Source organism: Glutamicibacter sp., from assembly GCF_035257265.1.
Classification (GTDB): Bacteria; Actinomycetota; Actinomycetes; order Actinomycetales; family Micrococcaceae; genus Glutamicibacter.
Genome location: NZ_DATEXC010000042.1, coordinates 65,723 through 86,121, shown reverse-complemented (window position 1 = coordinate 86,121; position 20,399 = coordinate 65,723). Strand labels below are relative to the sequence as shown.

Annotated in this window: 21 protein-coding genes; 6 read left to right on the top strand and 15 right to left on the bottom strand. The window is 56.0% G+C overall.

Translation table 11 applies throughout. From position 1 onward, the window contains the following. Nucleotide 1: 1 nt before the first annotated feature. Nucleotides 2–664 (bottom strand): histidine phosphatase family protein, encoded by a 663-nt coding sequence (locus VJ369_RS12465; protein ID WP_324092387.1) that lies wholly within the window; start codon nt 662–664, stop codon nt 2–4. Between the two features lie 184 nt (nt 665–848). Between VJ369_RS12465 and VJ369_RS12460 the strand changes: the two genes are divergently transcribed. Further along, entirely contained in the window at nt 849–1,604 is a 756-nt protein-coding gene (locus tag VJ369_RS12460; protein WP_324092386.1) for a hypothetical protein, read from the top strand. An 88-nt stretch (nt 1,605–1,692) separates the two neighbouring features. On the opposite strand, the gene VJ369_RS12455 is transcribed toward VJ369_RS12460, so the two are convergent. Together VJ369_RS12455 and VJ369_RS12450 are read right to left on the bottom strand one after the other, a co-directional pair. Further along, a complete protein-coding gene (locus tag VJ369_RS12455; RefSeq protein ID WP_324092385.1) occupies nt 1,693–2,328 on the bottom strand; it encodes a redox-sensing transcriptional repressor Rex in 636 nt (211 codons plus the stop codon). Between the two features lie 58 nt (nt 2,329–2,386). Beyond that, a complete protein-coding gene (locus tag VJ369_RS12450; protein ID WP_324092384.1) occupies nt 2,387–2,632 on the bottom strand; it encodes a glutaredoxin family protein in 246 nt (81 codons plus the stop codon). Nucleotides 2,633–2,694: 62 nt separating this feature from the next. On the opposite strand from VJ369_RS12450, the gene VJ369_RS12445 reads away from it, so the two are divergent. Next, nucleotides 2,695–3,501 carry an HAD-IB family hydrolase gene (locus tag VJ369_RS12445; protein WP_324092383.1) on the top strand — a complete coding sequence of 269 codons (807 nt, stop codon included), beginning with the start codon at nt 2,695–2,697 and terminating at the stop codon, nt 3,499–3,501. Nucleotides 3,502–3,588: 87 nt separating this feature from the next. Here VJ369_RS12445 and VJ369_RS12440 read toward each other — a convergent pair whose 3' ends face one another. The 5 genes from VJ369_RS12440 to VJ369_RS12420 form a co-directional block, all read right to left on the bottom strand. Next, nucleotides 3,589–3,687 carry a 30S ribosomal protein bS22 gene (locus VJ369_RS12440; RefSeq protein ID WP_005504750.1) on the bottom strand — a complete coding sequence of 33 codons (99 nt, stop codon included), beginning with the start codon at nt 3,685–3,687 and terminating at the stop codon, nt 3,589–3,591. 138 nt (nt 3,688–3,825) lie between these two features. Beyond that, nucleotides 3,826–4,050: a helix-turn-helix domain-containing protein gene (locus tag VJ369_RS12435; protein WP_096257016.1), complete on the bottom strand. Its 225-nt coding sequence runs from the start codon at nt 4,048–4,050 to the stop codon at nt 3,826–3,828. Between the two features lie 260 nt (nt 4,051–4,310). Then, the gene (gene gdhA, locus VJ369_RS12430) at nt 4,311–5,654 is read right to left on the bottom strand and encodes an NADP-specific glutamate dehydrogenase (protein WP_324092382.1); all 1,344 of its coding nucleotides are present in this window, start codon (nt 5,652–5,654) and stop codon (nt 4,311–4,313) included. 194 nt (nt 5,655–5,848) lie between these two features. Further along, a complete protein-coding gene (locus tag VJ369_RS12425) occupies nt 5,849–6,292 on the bottom strand; it encodes an ArsR/SmtB family transcription factor (RefSeq protein ID WP_096257089.1) in 444 nt (147 codons plus the stop codon). Between the two features lie 88 nt (nt 6,293–6,380). Beyond that, nucleotides 6,381–7,496 (bottom strand): acetoin utilization protein AcuC, encoded by a 1,116-nt coding sequence (locus tag VJ369_RS12420; protein WP_324092400.1) that lies wholly within the window; start codon nt 7,494–7,496, stop codon nt 6,381–6,383. A gap of 240 nt (nt 7,497–7,736) precedes the next feature. On the opposite strand from VJ369_RS12420, the gene VJ369_RS12415 reads away from it, so the two are divergent. Together VJ369_RS12415 and VJ369_RS12410 are read left to right on the top strand one after the other, a co-directional pair. Further along, on the top strand, nt 7,737–9,170 hold the full coding sequence (locus tag VJ369_RS12415; RefSeq protein ID WP_324092381.1) for a TrkH family potassium uptake protein: 1,434 nt from the start codon (nt 7,737–7,739) through the stop codon (nt 9,168–9,170). A gap of 25 nt (nt 9,171–9,195) precedes the next feature. Then, complete coding sequence (locus VJ369_RS12410) at nt 9,196–9,834, top strand: TrkA family potassium uptake protein (RefSeq protein WP_324092399.1); 639 nt, start codon at nt 9,196–9,198, stop codon at nt 9,832–9,834. Nucleotides 9,835–9,911: 77 nt separating this feature from the next. Here VJ369_RS12410 and proC read toward each other — a convergent pair whose 3' ends face one another. The 6 genes from proC to VJ369_RS12380 all read right to left on the bottom strand — a co-directional run bounded on the left by proC (nt 9,912) and on the right by VJ369_RS12380 (nt 17,903). Continuing rightward, entirely contained in the window at nt 9,912–10,754 is an 843-nt protein-coding gene (gene proC / locus VJ369_RS12405) for a pyrroline-5-carboxylate reductase (protein WP_324092380.1), read from the bottom strand. 4 nt (nt 10,755–10,758) lie between these two features. Further along, nucleotides 10,759–11,586 carry a sugar phosphate isomerase/epimerase gene (locus tag VJ369_RS12400; RefSeq protein ID WP_324092379.1) on the bottom strand — a complete coding sequence of 276 codons (828 nt, stop codon included), beginning with the start codon at nt 11,584–11,586 and terminating at the stop codon, nt 10,759–10,761. Nucleotides 11,587–11,640: 54 nt separating this feature from the next. Further along, nucleotides 11,641–12,660: a Ppx/GppA phosphatase family protein gene (locus tag VJ369_RS12395; RefSeq protein WP_105675726.1), complete on the bottom strand. Its 1,020-nt coding sequence runs from the start codon at nt 12,658–12,660 to the stop codon at nt 11,641–11,643. Between the two features lie 29 nt (nt 12,661–12,689). Beyond that, on the bottom strand, nt 12,690–15,500 hold the full coding sequence (gene topA / locus VJ369_RS12390) for a type I DNA topoisomerase (protein WP_324092378.1): 2,811 nt from the start codon (nt 15,498–15,500) through the stop codon (nt 12,690–12,692). Nucleotides 15,501–15,639: 139 nt separating this feature from the next. After that, nucleotides 15,640–16,290: a helix-turn-helix domain-containing protein gene (locus tag VJ369_RS12385; RefSeq protein WP_324092377.1), complete on the bottom strand. Its 651-nt coding sequence runs from the start codon at nt 16,288–16,290 to the stop codon at nt 15,640–15,642. A 23-nt stretch (nt 16,291–16,313) separates the two neighbouring features. Continuing rightward, nucleotides 16,314–17,903, bottom strand: a complete 1,590-nt coding sequence (locus VJ369_RS12380; protein WP_324092376.1) for a DUF7059 domain-containing protein — start codon at nt 17,901–17,903, stop codon at nt 16,314–16,316. A 74-nt stretch (nt 17,904–17,977) separates the two neighbouring features. Here VJ369_RS12380 and VJ369_RS12375 point away from each other — a divergent pair, with 74 nt between their 5' ends. Further along, complete coding sequence (locus tag VJ369_RS12375; protein WP_324092375.1) at nt 17,978–18,550, top strand: GNAT family N-acetyltransferase; 573 nt, start codon at nt 17,978–17,980, stop codon at nt 18,548–18,550. 68 nt (nt 18,551–18,618) lie between these two features. Here VJ369_RS12375 and VJ369_RS12370 read toward each other — a convergent pair whose 3' ends face one another. Then, the gene (locus tag VJ369_RS12370; RefSeq protein ID WP_324092398.1) at nt 18,619–19,524 is read right to left on the bottom strand and encodes a rhodanese-related sulfurtransferase; all 906 of its coding nucleotides are present in this window, start codon (nt 19,522–19,524) and stop codon (nt 18,619–18,621) included. A gap of 165 nt (nt 19,525–19,689) precedes the next feature. Here VJ369_RS12370 and VJ369_RS12365 point away from each other — a divergent pair, with 165 nt between their 5' ends. Continuing rightward, nucleotides 19,690–20,346, top strand: a complete 657-nt coding sequence (locus tag VJ369_RS12365) for a GNAT family N-acetyltransferase (protein ID WP_324092374.1) — start codon at nt 19,690–19,692, stop codon at nt 20,344–20,346. The last annotated feature ends 53 nt before the right edge of the window (nt 20,347–20,399 follow it).

The following is a 20,399-nucleotide window of genomic DNA, read 5'->3' as shown; positions in this document are numbered from 1 at the left end:
TTTAAGCTCCAGGGATGTTCGCCGCGCCAGCCAGCAGGTCTGGGCTCGGTTCGGTGTAGTTCACGGAGCGAAGTTCATCTCCGTCAAATTCAAAACTGGTAATTGAGGTCAACGTGCATTCGCGCGCTCGCGGGTCGTGGAAAAGGCGTTTGCCTTCGGCGTCGCGGCGGGTCACCCAGATAGGAAGCTGGTGGCTCACGATGATGATTTCTGCGCCATCTCCGTGCTCGGCGAGGGCAGCGTGGCGTTGTTCGTCCATGGCCAGGCGCATTCGAGCAACCTGCTCCGCATAAGGTTCACCCCAGGAAGGCCTCAGCGGGTTACGCAGCAACGGCCAATAGCGCGGGTTTTTCAACTGCGACTTGATCTGCGCTAAACCTTCAAAACTATTTCCGGCTTCGATGACTCGTTCATCGGTGATGATTGGTAAGTCCAGTGCCTGCGCGGTTGGTTGCGCGGTCTGCTGGGCCCGAATGAGCGGCGAGGCGACCAACCGAACTACGTTGGCGCCTTCAGTCTGCCGCTTGGCGAAGTATTCTCCGGCGCGGTCTGCCATCTGGAATCCCAGCTCGGAGAGTCCGAATCCTGGGATGCGGCCATACAACACGCGATCCGGGTTGAGAACTTCCCCGTGGCGCAACAAATGAACGGTTGAAACTGGCATGGTTACAGTCTCTCAAACAATCAACCTAAAAGATGAAAATTGTGGCCACGATCAAGTATTCACAGCATCCGCATGGGATTCCCATATCAAAAAACCATCCTTTTGGAGGGCCTGATCACAATCGCCACCAACTAGGCTAGAAGATAGAGAAAATCGATAGCTCAGCAACATGCAAAGGACGGTTATGAGCACCAACGATCCGAACCAGCCGGGCCAGCCATACAACCCTGTGGCAGGCTCTGGAAATTCGAACCCGAACCCTTACGGCGAGAATCCATACGGCTCGCAGCCCAACCCCTATGGCCAAAATGCGGGGCAGCAGCAGCCCCCGCAGTTCCAGCAGTATCCGCAGCAAGGCGGATACGCTCCGGTGCAGCCACCGACCGAGCGTCCTAAAACGCTGCAGATCGCGTTCTTATTGATCATGCTCGCCGGAGTGTTTAACGCCGCTGCAAGCTGGCTAATCAATAGCACCAATCTTATTGGTAACGTCATCACTTCTCAGTGGACGCTATTCGAAGAGCAGATGCGTACCTCGATGGAGTCCAGCAGCGATCCTGCGGTCAATGCGGAAATTGAAAAGATGCTCGCCAATCCTGACGCCTTCATGGCGCAGATCTCCTCATCGATGACCAGCTTCACCATTGTTGGCATGATCATCACCCTGCTGGCTTACTTCTTAGTTGGTTTTTTTGTTGGTCGCGGCGTCGGCGCAATGCGTATTATCGCCACCATCTTTGCAGCCTTATCGATCATCAGCTTGCTGATGTACCTGCCAATGATCAGCATGTACGCTAACTCCTCAGACACCATGATGATCAATGTAGTATTCACCCTCAGCGTGGTGCTCGGTATCGCGGGCGTAGTTTTTGCCTGGTTGCCTGAGTCTTCGAAGTACATCGTTGCGCGCCGCATGGCTCGCCGCGCCGGCTACCGCTAAGCCGTACGGGCATTATGTTTCTGCCTTGACAACCTAGGCCACGACTTCTGACAAGTCGTGGCCTAGGTTTTTCTTTAGATCTTCGTCTTTAGCTTTGAACCGCATGATAGGCCAGGATCTGTAATTCGGTTGATAGATCCACGCGGCGCACAATCATCCCGGCAGGAATTCGCAAGGGGCGAGGCGCGAAGCTGAGCACCGATTTCACCCCATGCGTTGCCAGTGCATAAATCAATTCTTGGGCGGCCTCCCCCGGAACGGCGAGCACCGCAATATTGATTTGTTCTCGGCGGATCACCTCGCCCAGGGCGCCAATTGGCTCCACCACAAGGTCTCCGACTTCACTGCCGATTAAGCTTGGCGACGTATCAAGAATTGCTCGGACCTGGAATCCGCGACTGGCAAAGCCTGCGTAGCCGCTCAAAGCGCGTCCCAGGTTACCTGCACCGAGGATGGCTACACGCCAGTCTCTGTTCAATCCCAGCGTCCGGTTGATGTGTTCGGCCAGTTCGGTCACCACATATCCCACGCCGCGGGTTCCATAGGATCCCAGAAGTGAAAGATCTTTACGCAGAATTGCGGGATTAACACCGGCTTCTTTGGCCAGCACCCCCGAGCTCGTGCGTTCGGTACCTTGGGCTTCGAATGCGTTCAGCGCGCGAAGATATTGCGTCAATCGAGTCAATGTTGCTTCGGGCAATACCCGCGGCTCAGGCTCAGTCATCAGCCGCAGCTCGAACAGGTTTTGTGAGCGCAGGGCAGGTCTCTGAGGTCCTCATGGCTTAGCTACCCAGCAGACGTTCGAGGCGTTGTCCGTCAACAGTCCAGAAGTCGCGCACTTGACCGTCAATGAGGAGCACCGGCACCTCTTCGTGGTGCCTAGCCAGTAGTTCTGGGTGCTCATCGATGTCGAGTTCTGAGAACTCCATGTTCATTCGTTCGGTGACATCCTTGACCGTGGCCCGGGCCGCCTCGCACAGGTGGCAGCCTTGACGCACCAACAACTGAATCTCATGCAATTTACTCACCCCTCTATAATCTCACGAGCCGCAACCAGCGTCTAAGTCGAGAATGAAATAAACTGAATCAAATGCAGTCATCAGAGCACCTCAGCGAGCAGCCCACCACGACGCCACAAGATGTCGTTGCCGCCTTCTTCGATGTGGATAACACCATGGTGCGCGGTGCCACCCTATATTTGCTGGCCCGAAAAATGCATCAGCGCCGGTTCTTTCAGTTTCGCGAAGTCCTATGGTTTGCGCTCAAGCAGTTACGTTTCGCCGCGCGCGGCGAGCATATTGGCGACATCCACCAGATTCGTGACCGTGCATTGCTCATGGCCAAGGGCATTTCCGTAGCCGAGATGGCGCAAATTGGCCAAGAAATTTATGACGAGTACATTGAACCAAAACTTTGGAAGGGTACCGTCTCGATTGCGCACCAGCATTTAGCGGTAGGGCGCGAGGTGTGGCTGGTGACGGCAACACCTTTGGAAGTAGCGAACGTCATATCCGAAAGGCTGACTTTAACCGGTGCATTAGGGACCGTAGTAGAGCGCAAGGACGGAAAATACACCGGTGCGTTGGCTACCCCCATCCTGCATGCGGCCGAGAAAGCACAAGCTATTCGTTTGCTAGCTAAAGAACGCGGGATCAAACTTTCAAAATCGTGGGCTTACTCTGATTCCTATAATGATGTACCGCTCTTAGAAGCCGTGGGCCACCCGGTGGCGATCAATCCCGACGCCCGGCTTCGTGCCTACGCTAAACGCCGTGGTTGGCAGGTCTATGACTTCCGCACCGGTCAGCGTGCAGCACGGATCAGTTTGCGTCTTGTAGGGGTTCTGGGCGCGTTGTGGGCCGCTAGGCGGTCATTGCTCGCTCGACGCGGCCGGTAGTTGGGGAAAAAGCAATCGCCACCGTCAAGGTCAAACCTTGATACGGTGGCGATAATTGCCAAGAGGCAAAAGCTGCTTGAAGCAGATTTACTTCTTATTACGACGCTGGTGACGAGTTTTGCGAAGCAATTTGCGGTGCTTCTTCTTCGACATACGCTTGCGGCGCTTCTTGATAACAGAGCCCATAGTGGTTCCTCACAAACTAATTAAATATGTCAACCAAAATGTAGGCCTTGAAATTATTCTAAGCTACAAGGTTGACCGGACGTTAAACGTTCCTTAACAGATTACCCGCTTTTCGGTCATGCTCTGACCATCGCGCGGCTATCGACCGAGGGAACCTGTTCCGCGCTGCGGATCAATCGCCGCAGCTTGCAGGTATGCTTCCACTGCGTTTTCAGGAACACGATAGGAGCGACCGAATTGAACAGCAGGCAGGTCGCCTGCATGAATCAAGCGATAAACCGTCATTTTGGAAACACGCATCATTTCGGCCACTTCGGCGACCGTCATGAAACGGGCTCCTGCAAAATTCTGTTTATCCGCCATAGGGGAAATTCTCCTGACGCTGATCTCTGATTCGTCGTGTATTTTGCTCGCGTGAACAAATACGACTTGGGATCAACATCTGCAATCATATTCACGTTCGCTCGGTTCCAGTCTAGTCGCACTTACGTAACTTTTGCATCACGGAACACACCAGAACCACGCTTAGATCTCGATTGTGACATTTAAAGTGCTCTGGACACCTGTCTGCCACCAAAAAAGCGGCAGAGCAGGTGTCCAAAAGTACTTTTTAATCAAAGAGCTTAGATAAGACCCTGGGCCAGCATTGCGTCGGCAACCTTCACAAAACCGGCGATATTGGCGCCAGCCACGTAGTTGCCTGGTACGCCATACTCATCAGCGGTGGTTGCACAGCGTTCGTGAATGCCCACCATGATCTCCGACAGGCGGCGTTCGGTGTGCTCGAAGGTCCACGAGTCACGGCTGGCGTTCTGCTGCATTTCCAGCGCAGAAGTCGCCACGCCACCGGCGTTAGCGGCCTTGCCCGGGCCGAAGAGGATGCCCGCGTCTTGGAAGACCGAGGTAGCCTCTGCCGTGGTTGGCATGTTCGCACCTTCGGCCACGGCGATGGTGCCAGCGGCAATCATCTTCTTCGCTGAAGCAACACCAAGTTCATTTTGTGTGGCACACGGCAGCGCCACAGCACCCTGGACATCCCACACGTTGCCATCGGCTACATAGGAGACCTTCTTGCTTCCACGGCGTTCGGCGTAGTCGCTGATGCGTCCACGCTCGACTTCCTTGATCTGACGCAGCAGCTCAAGGTCGATACCATTTTCGTCAACGATAAATCCGGCGGAGTCCGAGGCTGTGACTACCTTGGCGCCCAGATTCTGAGCCTTCTCGATGGCGTGCAGGGCTACGTTACCCGAGCCCGAAACAACCACACGCTGCCCATCAAAGCTCATGCCTCGTGTCTTGAGCATTTCGTTGGTGAAGATCACTGCACCGTAGCCCGTTGCCTCGGGGCGAACCAGGGAACCGCCCCAGCTCAAGCCCTTACCGGTGAGCACACCAGACTCGTAACGGTTGGTGATGCGCTTGTATTGTCCGAAGAGATAACCGATTTCTCGGCCGCCTACTCCAATGTCACCGGCCGGAACGTCGGTGTACTCGCCAATGTGGCGGTACAACTCAGTCATGAACGACTGGCAGAAGCGCATTACTTCGCCATCGGACTTACCGCGTGGATCAAAGTCGGAGCCGCCCTTGCCGCCGCCGATAGGCATACCGGTCAGGGAGTTCTTGAAAATCTGTTCAAAACCAAGGAATTTGACGATACCCAGGTACACCGAGGGGTGGAAGCGCAGTCCGCCCTTGTATGGGCCCAGAGCAGAGTTGAACTCAACACGGAAACCGCGGTTAATCTGGACACGGCCAGCGTCGTCTACCCAAGGAACGCGGAAAATAATCTGGCGTTCTGGCTCACACAGGCGCTGAAGAATAGCAGCCTCTGCGTATTCAGGATGCTTAATTGACACAGCTTCGAGGCTCTCGAAGACTTCGGTCACGGCCTGATGGAATTCTGCCTCACCGGGGTTACGGCGGAAGACTTCGTCGCGAATATTCGCTAGTTGCTTGTCCAAGTTTCTCTCCTCATCACTTGGGGCAGGCAGCAGGGGCGCCCAAAAGACCACCGGCCCGGCAACACTGCCCCACGCAAGAGAATGCCATGCCTGACATTCTTAGCGAAAATTCTTTGTTATAAAACGCTTACTTGTACGTAACGTAAAAGTCCCGTAGAAGAACTACTTAGACAGTCTTTACCGAGGTCAAAGGGTTATCGACGACGACCAAAACGAGGAAAGCGCTCCAAAATCTCTTGAGCTCTGCCCGTGACTTGTTCCAAGCCCCGCCCTACACTGCGGCCGAGCTGATGCGCGGCAGCCGGAAGTGCATTGGCATCTTGCGGATCCTGCACCAAGTCCAGATCCACGGAAACCATCTCGGGGACCGGTTCTAAGGCTGGCAGGATCTCGGCACACCAAGCGACCAAAGTTTCAACGGCTTCGCACTGCACGCTATAGATACGCCGCTGTCCTTGGGCGTTCATGGTCACCAGATTAGCTTCGCGCAGAACCTTGAGGTGCTTAGAGACCGTCGGTTGCGAAATCTCCAGTTGTGTCACCAGTGCGCCGACGGCCATGGGTTCGGCCTTCAGCGCTTCGATGATCTTACGTCGGGTTGGTTCTGCCAACGCAGAAAACACTTCATCAATAGCCACAGACATAACCCTATCGGCATATGCTCTGACAGCAGCGGATTTCCCACCACGGTCAAGGCTTCAGATTGATCACAGCAGAGCAGAAAACTCAGTCAAACCAGGGGTCTAACCCATAGAGCGGAAAGACTTCCTTACGCGTGGCAATAATTGTACGGTCCACCGGATCCGCCGGGTCATAGCCGACCTCCCAATTTCGCCACCATAATTGTGCGTCGTCCCCCATCAGGTATGGCATTGCTCGCCCGTAAGTTTCAAGGACGTAGCGCCGGAACTGTTCGGGCACATAAGTTCTCAGCGGTACTGGTTTTCCGGCGGCGATGGCGGTCAGATGTGTCCACGTTCTCGGCACCACCGCGGTGACGTTATATCCCCCGCCTCCGGTGGCAAGCCAGCGTCCTTCGCACACGTCATCGGCCAGTTGCGCAATATCTAAGGCAACTTGGCGTTGGGCGTCTACCGAAAGCTTCAGATTAGTCATCTCATCATCGCGGTGTGCATCACAACCATGCTGGGAGACAATAATTTCCGGATCAAATGCGCGGACCAGCTGTGGGACAACCGCATGGAATGCTCGCATCCAGCCGGCATCCCCGGTCATCGCCGGCAAGGCAATATTGACCGCACTGCCTTCCGCGCGTGGACCGCCAATTTCGTTGGCAAACCCGGTGCCAGGAAAAAGTGAGAGTCCGGATTCGTGAATGGAGATCGTCAGAACTCGTTCGTCATCCCAGAAGATTGATTCGGTGCCATCACCATGGTGCGCATCCACGTCGATGTAACACACGCGTTTAGCACCACGTTCAAGCATCCGGTGAATGGCTGCTGCTGCATCATTAAAGATGCAGAACCCACTGGCTTTGTTGCGTTTGGCATGATGCATGCCGCCGGCAAAGTTCACCGCGCGAACCGTTGACTGATCCATGATGGCATCGGCTGCAATCACCGAACCGCCGACAATGCGCGCGGCTGCTTCATACATGCCAGCAAAAACCGGGTCGTCTTCGGTTCCTAAACCAAAGTCGACAGCTTGCAGGCCAGGGTCCTCGCTGACCGCTTTGACCTGATCCAGATAGTCCTGGTCATGCACCGTCAAAAGTATTTGTTCCTCTGCCACCTGCGGAGCACTCAGGCTCACGTTGGAAGAGGCATAAACGTCGAGGGCTTCACTGAGTCGATGGGTCAGCTCTAGCCGCGATGGGTGCATTGGATGATAGTCACTGAACTTATATTTCAGGTATAACTCATCCCAGAGCACGAGCGTGGGTTGTGGCGCATGTTGAGGTTCTAACACCTTTGTAGGCTACCTGATTGTGATTCAACTAACCCGTTTATGGCCTTCTGGGCATTTTGCTCGTGTTTCGAGGCGCTAAGACGAGCGCATTGTGCTTTGACCGCGTAAATTACAAGGAGAACAGTCCCGCCCACGAAATGGCGATTTAACGCAATGAGCACCCAAAGCGAACCGAGTCACCCGGCAAGGGCGGCAGAGTCGCGCGGTAAACGCCGCAAACAGTGGCTGGCATTGCGGGTACGCATCGCCGATTCCACCGTCCGCTCCCCCGCTCGTTTAGCCTTGGGCACCTTCCTGATTGCCATCACACTGTTCACCTCGCTGCTCGCCGCTCCTTTTTCCTCCGCTAGCGGCGAACCCACCCCGTTGCATGATGCCTTGTTTACCGCGGTCTCGGCGGTCTGTGTGACCGGATTGACCACGGTGTCAACTGCGGTGCACTGGTCTTTTGCCGGGCAATTGGTGATGCTCATCGGTACCTTCATGGGCGGCCTGGGGATTTTGACTCTCGCTTCAATTTTTTCTCTGGCGGTCTCCCGGAAGCTCGGCGTGCGTGGCAAACTCATGGCGCAGAATTCCATGAATACCAACGCGGCCTCCGCCTTAGGTGAGGTTGGTTCGCTGCTGCGCATCGTGATCCTCACGGCGGTCAGCCTGCAGGCGCTGATCGCGGCACTGCTCATTCCACGCTTTATTTTGTTGGGTGAAGACTTTCTCTCCGCGATTTGGCACGGAGTGTTTTACGCGGTCTCCGCATTTAACAACGCAGGCTTCACTCCGCACTCCGACGGGTTAGTTCCCTACGAGACAGACCTGTGGATCTTAGGCCCGCTGATGTTCGGCGTCTTCTTAGGATCCTTGGGATTCCCGGTCATCATGGTGTTACTGGCACACCGCTTCAACGTCAAAAAATGGAATCTGCACACCAAACTGACCTTGCTGGTAACGCTCATCTTGCTTGTCGCCGGTACCGTGTTGTGGCTGCTGGTCGAGTGGAACAATCCCCGGACCATCGGTTCGCTGAATTCCGGCGACAAATTCATCCACGGGCTCTTCGCCTCGGTAATGACCCGCTCTGGCGGGTTTAATCTGGTGGATCAAAATGACATTGGGCAAGTAACCGTGTTGGTCACGGACGCGCTCATGTTTGCCGGTGGTGGCTCGGCGTCCACCGCTGGCGGTATCAAGGTCACCACCATCGCGGTAATGTTCTTAGCCATCATGGCCGAGGTCCGCGGTGAACGAGATGCCAAGGCCTTTGGCAGGCGTATTCCCGAGGGCACCATGCGGGTGGCCGTGTCGGTCGTGGCCTTGGGCGCCACTCTGGTCATGGTGGCCACCGGGTTGCTCCTGGCCATTGACGAGCAGGTCGGGTTCTCCCGGGCACTGTTCGAATCGATCTCTGCTTTCGGTACCGTGGGGCTGAGCATGGGCGTTTCCGCCGAGATGCCCCCGGCCGGTAAATACGTGCTCAGCGCGTTGATGTTCGCCGGACGTATTGGAAGTATTACCCTAGCCAGCGCCTTGACCATGCGTCATCGCGATACGCTGTATAGCCTCCCCGAAGAAAGGCCGATCATTGGCTGAGAAAAACATTGAGCACAACGCCCCGGTGCTCGTCATTGGTCTGGGACGCTTTGGCGCCTCGGTTGCGGAGACCTTAGTGAAACAGGGCCGCGAGGTGCTGGCCATCGAGCGTAGCCCCGAACTCGTTCAGCAGTGGGCCAGCACGCTGACCCACGTGGTCGCGGCCGACGCCACCAATATCGATGCCTTGCGCCAGCTTGGCGCTCAAGAATTTGGTTCCGCGGTGGTCGGTGTGGGTACCTCGATTGAGTCCTCCGTGCTGATTACGGTGAACCTGGTCGATTTAGGCATTGAGCACCTGTGGGTCAAGGCGATTACTCCCTCACACGGCAAGATCCTCACTCGCATCGGCGCAAACCATGTGATTTATCCGGAGGCTGACGCCGGTGTTCGTGCCGCCCACTTGGTTGGTGGCCGAATGCTGGACTTCATCGAATTCGATGACGGCTTCGCGATCGTGAAGATGTATCCGCCCAAAGAAACCCAGGGATTCACGCTGGCCGAGTCTCAGGTGCGCTCCAAGTACGGGGTCACCATCGTTGGGGTAAAGACCCCCGGCGAAGATTTCACCTACGCAGTACCAAATACCGTGGTCACCCGCCGCGACGTACTGATCGTCTCCGGGCATGTAGACCTGCTTGAACGCTTCGCTGCCCGCCCCTAAGGCTTGGCAGATACGCCGATGGCGTCAGCGCCCCTTTGCGGGGGCTCTGACGCCATCGGTACTTAACGCTTCAGGTGTTAGCTCAATTCATCGCTCAAAGCCGCGGCACGGGCCGCTGCGGCCTTGGCGCCGGCTTCAATGATTGCCGGGATTCCCTGCTCGTCAAAGGTCAGAATTGCCTGTTCGGTGGTGCCCTTGGGACTGGTCACAGCACGGCGCATCTGTGCCGGGTTAGCTTCGGGATCCGCCAGCATCTTTCCGGCACCGGCCACCGTGGCACGGGCCAAATCGGTGGCGAGCTTTTCATCAAGTCCCATGGCGATACCCGCGTTGGCCATCGCTTCGGCTAGATAAAAACCGTAGGCCGGGCCGGAACCAGAAATAGCCGACAGCGCGTTTTGCTGCGACTCGTCGATCACATGCACATCGCCGGAACCGGAGAATAGCTCAGCAACCAATTCAATTTGCTGTTCGCTGACCGCCGCACCTGCGCTCAGTCCGACCACACCCGCACCGACCATTAATGGCGTGTTTGGCATGGAGCGCACTACCGGCTGACCGGTAGGAAGGTGTTCTTGCATGGTCTGCAAGGTGATAGCGGCAGCCACCGAAACCACGACGGTTGAATCGCCTAATGCCGAAGAAATCTCATCACACAGCGCGGTAATGCCGACCGGTTTCACACCAAGGAACACTATGTCTGCGGCGGCCGCAGCCTTCTTATTGGCTTCCGGGTCGTCATTACCGATCAGCACGGTAATGCCTAGCTCACGTAATTCTGCGGCGCGAGTATCGCTGCGCAAGGTGGCAGTAATGTTTTCCGGGTCATGCCCGGCGCCCAGAATTCCGCGCAGGATCGCGCCGTTCATGGAGCCGGTACCTAAAAATGCAAGCTTGAGATAATTTGTCGCTTCGCTCATATAGTTATTTTGTCACCCGTTCAGAGTCTTGATTAATTGTCAGATGCTCGCGCGCAAATTCCAGTGTGCGCCCGAGCCATTCTTCTTTTTGTCCAGCATGTTTGGCCTTGCGGGTGGATACTTCCACCGCGACCACGCCCTCCCACTGTGAATCTCGCAAGAAGTGTAGTGATTCGGCCACCGGCTGGGTGCCTAATCCAGGCACCAGGTGTTCGTCTTTGCCATTATCCAACCCATCACAAAGGTGAAGATGAGTCAATCTGTCGCCGAGGTCTTCAAGCGCTTGGCGCGAGTCCATATTGGCGATTGCCGCATGGGAGAAGTCCCAGGTGACGTGCTTATAGTCTTCCGGAACCGGGTTCCAGTGTGGCAGGTACATCTTGGAGGATTCGCGTCCCCGGCTACGCCATGGGTACATGTTTTCCACAGCGATCTTCATCCCTGTTGATGCGGTGATGCGGCGCACACCCTCAACGAAGCTCTCCGCGTAGGCCCCCTGCCACCGAAATGGCGGGTGTGCGACAACCACGTTCGCTCCGACTGCCTGTGCCAGGATTACCGAGCGTTCAATCTTCGCCCACGCTGAACCCCAGACTTGCTGGGTGAGCAGCAATGTGGGTGCGTGAATCGCCATAATCGGCAACTGGTACTTATCCATGAGGGCCATCAGCGCGGTGGCGGACTGGCTCGCTTGGTTACCGGTAATCAATACCTCTAGCCCGTCGTAACCCACGTCCTTGGCCATCGCGAAGGCATCATGGACGGTCAGCGGATAAACCGAGGCACTGGATAGTGTCACCGGTACCCGAGGCACCCGTTGTTGGTCTTGCATCTTCGACCCCTCCTCGCCGCGCCGTCGCTTGCCGGCGCATCTCCCAATGAAGTATTAAGCCGAAGGTTCACTCAGACTGACCGTCTTGAGTGAGCCTAACGCAACCTCTCCTACCCCCACGCTACTACTGAGCGGTGTCGAAGAGTCAAACATCACGTGATCAAATCGTCGCAGCATTAAACCTTCACGCAAGGCCCAAGGGCAGATCCGGACACTTTTCAGTTTGAGTGCACTCATTGCTTCGTGAGCCACGATAGCTCCAGCAAGCAGCTGCGGTGCACGAATTTCCGAGACCCCGGGAAGCTCGGCACGTTCCTCCCAGCTCATCGCGGTCAACCGGTTGGCCCAGAGTTTCAGCGAGTCACGGTGCAAGACGCGTTTAACGTAAGGCCCTTCCCCGCTGGGGGCGGCCCCGGTAATCCGCGACAAAGACCTGAAAGTTTTTGACGTGGCCGTAGCCAATGTGGGCTTGCCGTATTGGCGCAGCTCGGTGGTGGGGTCCGTGAGCACATCACGAACATAGGTGCGTAGCTCTTTGACTTCCTTGATGGAAGGTAAGTCGTTGGGCAACCATTCACGGGTCAGCCGGCCTGCTCCCAACGGCACCGAAAAGGCAACCTGCGGGAACTCGTCGGTGCCTACGGCCAGCTCCAGTGAACCGCCGCCCATATCCAGGTTCAGGATCGATTCCGAAGACCAGCCAAACCAGCGGCGCACCGAATAGAAGGTCATTCCGGCTTCTTCCTCACCAGAAAGCTCCATCAGGCTCACCCCGGTTTCGGCGGTGACTCGTTCAAGTACCGCCGCGCCGTTGGATGACTCGCGAATAGCCGAGGTGCAGAAGCCCATAAAGTCTTCGACTCGGTGGCTCTGCGCGAATTCGGCGGCTTCCTTGATGAAGGCGATCAGCTCTTGCTGGCCTTCTTCGGTGATTGCACCGTATTCGTTGAGGTAACGCACCAAGGACAACGGCCTCTTATGCGAGGCATAGGATACCGGCCGGGCACCTGGATAGGCATCCACCAGTAATAGGTGGACCGTATTTGAACCAATGTCCAACACGCCAAGCCTCATGATGCGCTCCTCAACTCAGCAGACAAGGTCTACTTTTCACTCTTGTTAGCGGTGGCTTTTTTGACGGGAGCCTTTATAGCCGGAGCTTTCTTAGCCGGAGCCTTTTTAGCAGCAGGCTTCTTCGCAGCAGCCGTCTTTGCAGTTCGTTTCACCGGACCACGGGCACGCTTATCTGCCAACATTTCGATGGCTTGTTCGCGTGTGAGCTCCTCCAATGAGGTGGCACGAGGCACCGTGATGTTGGTGATGCCGTCGGTGATGTACGGACCGAAACGGCCGTCCTTGACCACAATGTTCTTCTCACTGGTGGGGTCAACACCAAATTCTGCCAAGGGCGGCACTGCGGCCCGAGCTCCACGCTGCTTAGGCTGTGCATAAATTGCCAGTGCTTCGTCCAAGGTGATGCTGAAGATCTGCTCTTCGCTCTCGATAGAACGCGAATCGCTGCCCTTTTTCAAGTACGGACCAAAGCGGCCGTTCTGCACGGTGATCTCTTCGCCCTCGGCATCAGCACCCACCACGCGTGGCAGGCTCATCAGCTTCAGCGCCTCATCCAAGGTGACAGTTTCCACGGTCATGGATTTGAACAGTGACGCGGTGCGCGGCTTGACCTTCACCGGCTTCTTAGGCGGCTTTGGCTTGCCGTTCTTGTAGTATTCCACCGGCTGCGCGGCGATTTCTTCTTCAGTCATTTCCGGAATGATCTCGGTGACGTAGGCACCGTAACGGCCATCCTTGGCCACAATCTTTCGTCCGGTGGCCTCTTCAATTCCCAGCTCACGCTCGGATACCTGAGCGGTGGCGAATAGCTCTTCGGCCTTCGCCGCGGTCAGCTCATCCGGTGCCAGTTCCTCGGGAACGTTGGCGCGCTGCGGATCGGTGCCTTCTTCGGCGCCTTCCGGGATGGTGCGTTCGAGGTACGGGCCGAACTTGCCCACACGCAAAGTGATGTCGTCGGTGATCTTGATCGAGTTGATAGCCCGGGCATCTATATCGCCCAAGTTGTCCACCACATATTTCAGACCTTCGGGACGAGTTTCACCCTTGCCACCGAAGTAGAACATGTTCAGCCAGTCGGTGCGTGCCCGGTTGCCGTTGGCGATTTCGTCCAAGTCATCTTCTAGGCGCGCAGTGAAGTCATAATCCACGTACTTCGCGAAATGCTCTTCGAGCAGTCGAATTACGGAGAACGCGATCCAGCTTGGCACCAGGGCGCCACCACGCTTGGTTACGTAACCGCGATCCATGATGGTGGAGATCGTTGGCGCGTAGGTCGACGGACGGCCGATTTCACGCTTTTCGAGCTCAGCGACGATAGACGCTTCGGTGTACCTGGCCGGTGGGGTGGTTTCGTGACCCAGAGCGATCAGTTCGTCACCGGTCAGTGACTGTCCCACGGTCAGCTGTGGCAGGCGTGCTTCGGCGTTCTCGGCCTTTTCTGCCGCGTCGCTTTCACTGTCCTTGCCCTCTTCGTAAGCCGAAAGGAAACCACGGAAGGTGATCACGGTTCCCGAGGCGGAGAACTCGGCAACGCGGCTATCGCTGGCGGTGCCGGAAAGTTTAATCGTTGCGGTGAAACCCTTGGCGTCAGCCATCTGGGAGGCGACGGTACGCTTCCAGATCAGCTCATACAGGACGTATTCATCCTTGGAAAGCTGTGAGCGCACATCCTTTGGACGGCGGAACATGTCACCGGCCGGACGAACTGCCTCGTGGGCTTCCTGCGCGGAATCAGATTTCCCCTTGTACACGCGCGGGCTGGACGGAATCGAGTCTGCCCCGTAAAGCTCGGTGGCCTGTGCACGTGCGGCACGCACGGCTTCATTGGACAGGAAGACCGAGTCGGTACGCATGTAGGTGATGTAACCATTTTCGTACAGACGCTGAGCGATCTGCATGGTCAGCTTTGAACTCCAGCGCAGCTTGCGGCTGGCTTCCTGCTGCAAGGTGGAGGTGGTGAAGGGAGCAGCCGGACGACGGGTGTATGGCTTGTCTTCCACCGAGGTGACGGCAAAGTCAGAGTTAGCCAGATTGGCAACCAAGGACTCGGCGGCTTCCTGATTTAGCGGCGCCAGCGGATTCTTGGTGGACTTCAGCTGACCGCGGTCATCATAGTCACGTCCCGAAGCCACACGCTTGCCGTCCACGGCAGAAAGTTTCGCCGCAAAGGATTCCGAACCGCTGGTGGCGAAGTTGCCTTTGATGTCCCAGTACCCGGCAGAAATGAACGCCATACGTTCGCGTTCGCGCTCCACGACCAGGCGGGTGGCCACGGACTGCACACGGCCGGCGGACAAACCGCGGGCAATTTTGCGCCAGAGGACCGGGGAGATTTCGTAACCGTAGAGGCGGTCTAGTACACGGCGGGTTTCCTGCGCGTCAACCAGGTCGGTATCCAGCTCGCGCATTGAGCCCAAGGCGCGCTCAATGCCTTCCTTGGTAATTTCGGTGAAGGCCAGACGGCGTACCGGAACTTTGGGCTTAAGCACCTGAAGCAGGTGCCACGCGATGGCTTCGCCCTCGCGGTCCGCATCTGTTGCGAGATAAAGTTCGTCGGCGTCTTTCAGCTTTGCCTTCAACTCGGCAACGCGCTTCTTCTTGTCCGGATACACCATGTAATACGGTTCGAAGTCGTTATCGAGGTCGACCGCGAATTTACCTACCGAGGTCTTTTTTAACTCGGTCGGTAACTCGGAGGGCTGCGGAAGGTCACGGATGTGGCCCACCGAAGCGTCCACGTCGAAGCCCTCGCCCAAATATTTGGCGATCGACTTTACCTTGGCAGGAGACTCCACGATGACGAGTTTCTTACCGGTCTTTTCCTTGGCCTTTGCGGGCACAGCTCTCCTTTTATACAACGCGGTTCCGAGAGCTCCCCTCTAGGTTGCTCTCGGGCGGCAATCGCAGCACCATTGATTGCGACCAGATGACAGTCACAATTCCCGATGATCTTACACCGAAGAACTGACCAACTTTTCTCTAGCTCACCTCACTACCCAGGTGCTGGTACTCGGGTAGTAATGAGATTAAGTAGAACATACGCTTTGAGTCGATGTTGCGTTCTTCGGCCGTGGCCATTGCCTCATACTCGTAAACGAGATCCAATAAGCGCCGGTTGAACTCCTTCTGCTTAGCCTCAGGAAGGAACACTAAACCACTAGTCAGCATGGGTGGACGGTCCGCCGCAGGCATGATTCCTGCCTTGGCTTCAGCCTCCCTGCGTTCAACTTCTGCGTTGAGCCGAGTCCGGAACGCGTTTAATTGCACGTTAAGATAGGCGGTCTTCGCATTTGTCGAGTCAATTTGAGTGTTTAGTTCCAACCGTTCACCGGCAGCGCGCCAACGACGTTCGCGCGCGTCGCCCTCGCTGGCTGCGCGCGCTACATATCCATATTTTTCTAAGGCTCGCAAGTGATAACTCATGGCGCTAGGCGTCAATGAGCACATCGATGCCAGCTCGGTTGCGGTACGCGTGGTTTGTGAGGCGAAGAGCTCGTCAAGTACGATCAGTCGAGCATCATGGGCCAGCGCGCGAATAGCCTGCGGGTCGGTGATCGAGACAACTTGTGGGGCCTGAGGTTCCGCATCGGCGCGCTGCGCACCATCATCTTCGACTGTGTTCCGTGTCATAACGAAAAAGTTTAGCCTTTGTTTCACATTTTACGAAGCATTCCATGCCGAAGAAGGCGAGCTATTGCTTCATACAGTCGTTCAGCGAAGAATTCATCACCTTCACCGATCAATGAATCAAGCGCCACGACAAGCTGCATGACAGACAATTCCCCGTCGCAAGCAGATAGGAAACCTGCCTGCGCCGAGTCCAGAATTTCCGTTCGGCGCACACCTGCGCCCTGTCGCAGAAGAATCACTCCGGGGTGTTCCGCGCCCGGGCGCTGATGGCGTTCCTCGGTGACGTCTTCGGCCACCAAAAGGTGCCATTGCTTCCAAGCTTCTGCCGCTTCACGCAGGGCATCAGCCATCTGGATATCCCGATCCAAGGCGGGAGCCAGCGGCTGCTCCATTTGGTGCGGGATCTGCTCAAAGCGTCGCAGCGTCACCTCACCGTGCACGGCTCGGCGGAAATACACCATGCCAAAACCGATGGCACCCACCTGACGAGATTCAAAGTCGTCAAGATAGGCGTCATATGCCAGAGCGTAAGCGGCGCTATCTTCACTCTGCGAGGCATCGCGTAGCCAGGTTTCCGCGTAAACGCTTGGCGTAGTCTGTTCCCGCTCAATTACCCAAACGTCCAAGTCATCAGCGAACCATCCGGAGACTCGGCGCTCCCAAGGTTGATTCGACTCTGCATCTAGGCGAGGAATCTCCCAGTTGGAGAGCATTTGCATATGCGCTCCAGGATTCAAGTGTGCCGGCGCCTGAGCAATGAGGGTGCTGACCAACGAGTCTCCCGCCATCCCGCCATCGCGATAGGTGAATCGGTCTTGTTCTCGCTCTGATTTTTTACGTGGCGTAATTACGAAGGGTGGGTTACTGGCAATCAAGTCAAAGCGTTGATCCGCAACGGGCTCAAAGAGACTTCCTTGCAACAACGTGACGCGTTCGTCGAGGCGTTGTGGATCCAGCTTGAAGATGCGGTGGTTGAGCATCAGGTTAAAGCGAGTGAACGCTAATGCACGAGCCGAAAGGTCTGTTGCCGTCACATGTTTGGCATGCGAGAGCAGATGAAATAGCTGCACTCCGCAGCCCGTGCCTAGATCCAGAGCCCGGTCCACTTCCTGGCGGATGGTGATCTGCGCGAGCGTCCGCGAGGCGTGCCCTATTCCAAGAACATGGTCGGTGCGCAAAACTCCAGGACGCTGATGGGACCCCAGATCGTGGGCCACCCACATCTGCCCATCGGCATCGGAGGCATGTACCGCCAGCGCCACCTTGGCCCGGTACCCCGAAGCCCAAGATTCAACCAGCCCCAGCTTCAGCAGCCCCTCAACACGCACCGTGGGGAATGCCTCGACCAGCGCGCCAGCGGATTCGGTTTGCCCCAGCTGGAATAGCCGGATAGCGCAGCCCAAGGCGCTGTCCACCGGCTGCTTATCTAGGACGCGAAGCGCAGGGTGGATCTGATCACGCCCGTAGGCTGCCACCGCATCGACACCAAGCAATTCGGTGATGGCATCAAAACCAAAATTTATCTCGGTCAAGTCTGCGTGGAGTTTGTCCACCAGCACAAGGTCATAACTATTCGGGGCATCTTCTATGGCAGAAAAATCAGCGGCATTCACACCACTCAGTCTAACGAGTCCCCCAGCATTACAAGACTGCGCAACCTGACCCTCCCCGCCTTATGATATTCGGTATGCCACTTGTGACCATCACCTATTTGCAACAGCTCGCGCCAACCCACATGCGCCCGAGTACCCGGCAGTTGCCGGAGAACGCCCGAATTGAGAAAGTCTCGCAGATTACGCCTGAATTCTCGCGATTCCTGTATCAGTGTGTAGGCAGCAAGCTGAACTGGGCCGACCGGCTAAGCATTAGCCGCAACGACTGGGACGCCAGCTTGCGTAAACCAGGTTCGGAAACCTATGTGCTCTACCAAGATGGCGCACCCCAAGGCTACGCGGAGCTGGCCACCGAGGTTCTGGCGGGCCACAGCGAAGTTGAGATCTACTACTTTGGACTATTTCCCGAGGCCATTGGTAAAGGCCTGGGCGGAATCCTGCTCAGTGAAGCCAACCGCAGAGCGTGGGATATTCCTCAGCGCGAGAGCACCCTCCCACCGGTGAGCCGGGTGTGGCTACACACCTGTTCATTAGATGGCGAAGCAGCTATCCCTAACTATCAGGCACGCGGCTTTAGTGTCTATGAAACGCTCGAAGAAGAAACGCTCGTGATCGACGCTTCGCTAGAATTGTGGCCGAACCCCTAAGTGCAGTTTAAAAGCAGCGAGCGCAATGCATGATCCATGCATTGCGCTCGCTGCTCTGTACTTACTGTTTATGCTTCGATAGCTGCCTCGGTGCAGTCCGGGCACCGACGCAGTTCCTCATCCTTGGCGCAGTCTTCACAGAACAGGCGCAAGTTACGGCAGGTAGGGTTCGAGCAGTTCTCAAACTTATTCGTAGCTCCATGGCAGCCAACGCATTCACCGATGGTGACTGCATCTTCAGAAAACTCCGTGTGCATGCGTTTGTCGAAGACATACAGGGACCCTTCCCACAGACCCTTGTCGCCGTATTGCTCGCCATAGCGGACGATTCCGCCTTGCATCTGGTAAACCTCTTGGAACCCACGCTTGACCATTAATGCGGAAAGCACTTCACAGCGGATACCACCGGTGCAGTAGGTGACAATCGGCTGATCCTTCAAGTGATCGTATTTGCCTGAGTCCAGCTCGTCCATGAATTCGCGCGTAGTTTCGACATCCGGAACGATGGCATCCTTGAACTTGCCAATTTGCGCTTCAAAAGCGTTTCGTCCATCAAAGAAATGAATCTTCTCGCCGGACTTCTCCTTGGTCTCCACTAGTTCGTGGAGCTGCTCGGGCCGCAGGTGTACACCGCCACCAACTACGCCGTTTTCGTCTACTTCGAGCTCGCCCGGCGCACCGAAGGTAACAATCTCATCGCGAACTTTAACGGAAATACGCGGGAAGTCTTCTGCAGAACCTTCGGACCACTTAATATCCATCTTGTTAAAAGCAGGCAACTCACGTGTAGCTTTCACGTACTTTTTGACAGCAGAAATCTCACCACCAACGGTACCGTTGATGCCGTCTTTGGAGATGATGATCCGTCCGCGCAAGCCCCAGCGTTCAAGCAACGAGCGTTGCCATAGGCGGATAGCTTCGGGGTCTGGAAGCGGCGTAAAAGCGTAATACAAAACAATGCGATGAATGGACACCATATAAGGGTAGTAGCTTTTTAGCTCAAAACGCCGAGCAAAAGATGAAAGTCACATTCTTCATTTCGATCGTTGCTTGGCTATCAGCATTGACTATAGTTTCAAGTAAGCAACGATTAGCTCAACGTCAGCTAATTCCTAGGTAAGACAGGGTAGGGTCAAAACATGGCATCAAACGCAAGCGATGAACTGATTGGTACCTGGGTCGATGGTTGGGCAGGCGTTCGCGGATACGAAATCCGCCATGAAGGGCGCGTCCATGCTGCCCTACGCCATGACACCACCGGGGACTGGGAATACGTTATTTATGAGCCTTCTAAAGAAGAGCTAGCGGCAGTCGCTGAGACGCTTAAGAAGCATCCTAAGCGCCGCCTTACCGCCTTTAACGACTCTGTTTCAGACTTGCTGAACACCGCCAATGAAGTTGGCCTTCAGGTCTCTGCAGATGATGAAGTACTCATGGTCACCGAGCTGGCCGTACACGACGTCGAGGTGCCGCTACCTTCGGACGGCTTTGTGTTCCAGATTGAACGCGACGGAACCCATGCTTATGTATCTCTTCATCCAGAAGATAATCAGGAAGTTGTCGCCGCTTCGGGCCATGTCTCGGCCGTAAACGGTTTCGCAATCTTCGACCGCATCATCACCGGACCTGATTTCCGGCGTCAAGGCCTTGGCACGCTGATTATGCGCGCGCTGGCTTCACTGGCTCAGGAACACGATGTTGATGAAGGACTACTCATCGCTTCCGTTGACGGCCAACAGCTCTACGCTTCTCTGGGCTGGACTTCACTAGGCAAGGTTGTCCTGTTCAAAGCGTAAGCTTCACACGCTTTCACCTATCGCCGTCGAGAGTATTTTCGACGGCGATAGGC

Bases quoted from the DNA above. Each gene is read 5' to 3' on its own strand.
- VJ369_RS12465 (WP_324092387.1), bottom strand. From the start codon at position 664: ATGCCAGTTTCAACCGTTCATTTGTTGCGCCACGGGGAAGTTCTCAAC.
- VJ369_RS12460 (WP_324092386.1), top strand. From the start codon at position 849: ATGAGCACCAACGATCCGAACCAGCCGGGCCAGCCATACAACCCTGTG.
- VJ369_RS12455 (WP_324092385.1), bottom strand. From the start codon at position 2,328: ATGACTGAGCCTGAGCCGCGGGTATTGCCCGAAGCAACATTGACTCGA.
- VJ369_RS12445 (WP_324092383.1), top strand. From the start codon at position 2,695: ATGCAGTCATCAGAGCACCTCAGCGAGCAGCCCACCACGACGCCACAA.
- VJ369_RS12440 (WP_005504750.1), bottom strand. From the start codon at position 3,687: ATGGGCTCTGTTATCAAGAAGCGCCGCAAGCGTATGTCGAAGAAGAAG.
- VJ369_RS12435 (WP_096257016.1), bottom strand. From the start codon at position 4,050: ATGGCGGATAAACAGAATTTTGCAGGAGCCCGTTTCATGACGGTCGCC.
- VJ369_RS12420 (WP_324092400.1), bottom strand. From the start codon at position 7,496: ATGCACCCATCGCGGCTAGAGCTGACCCATCGACTCAGTGAAGCCCTC.
- VJ369_RS12415 (WP_324092381.1), top strand. From the start codon at position 7,737: ATGAGCACCCAAAGCGAACCGAGTCACCCGGCAAGGGCGGCAGAGTCG.
- proC (WP_324092380.1), bottom strand. From the start codon at position 10,754: ATGAGCGAAGCGACAAATTATCTCAAGCTTGCATTTTTAGGTACCGGC.
- VJ369_RS12400 (WP_324092379.1), bottom strand. From the start codon at position 11,586: ATGCAAGACCAACAACGGGTGCCTCGGGTACCGGTGACACTATCCAGT.
- VJ369_RS12395 (WP_105675726.1), bottom strand. From the start codon at position 12,660: ATGAGGCTTGGCGTGTTGGACATTGGTTCAAATACGGTCCACCTATTA.
- VJ369_RS12385 (WP_324092377.1), bottom strand. From the start codon at position 16,290: ATGACACGGAACACAGTCGAAGATGATGGTGCGCAGCGCGCCGATGCG.
- VJ369_RS12375 (WP_324092375.1), top strand. From the start codon at position 17,978: ATGCCACTTGTGACCATCACCTATTTGCAACAGCTCGCGCCAACCCAC.
- VJ369_RS12365 (WP_324092374.1), top strand. From the start codon at position 19,690: ATGGCATCAAACGCAAGCGATGAACTGATTGGTACCTGGGTCGATGGT.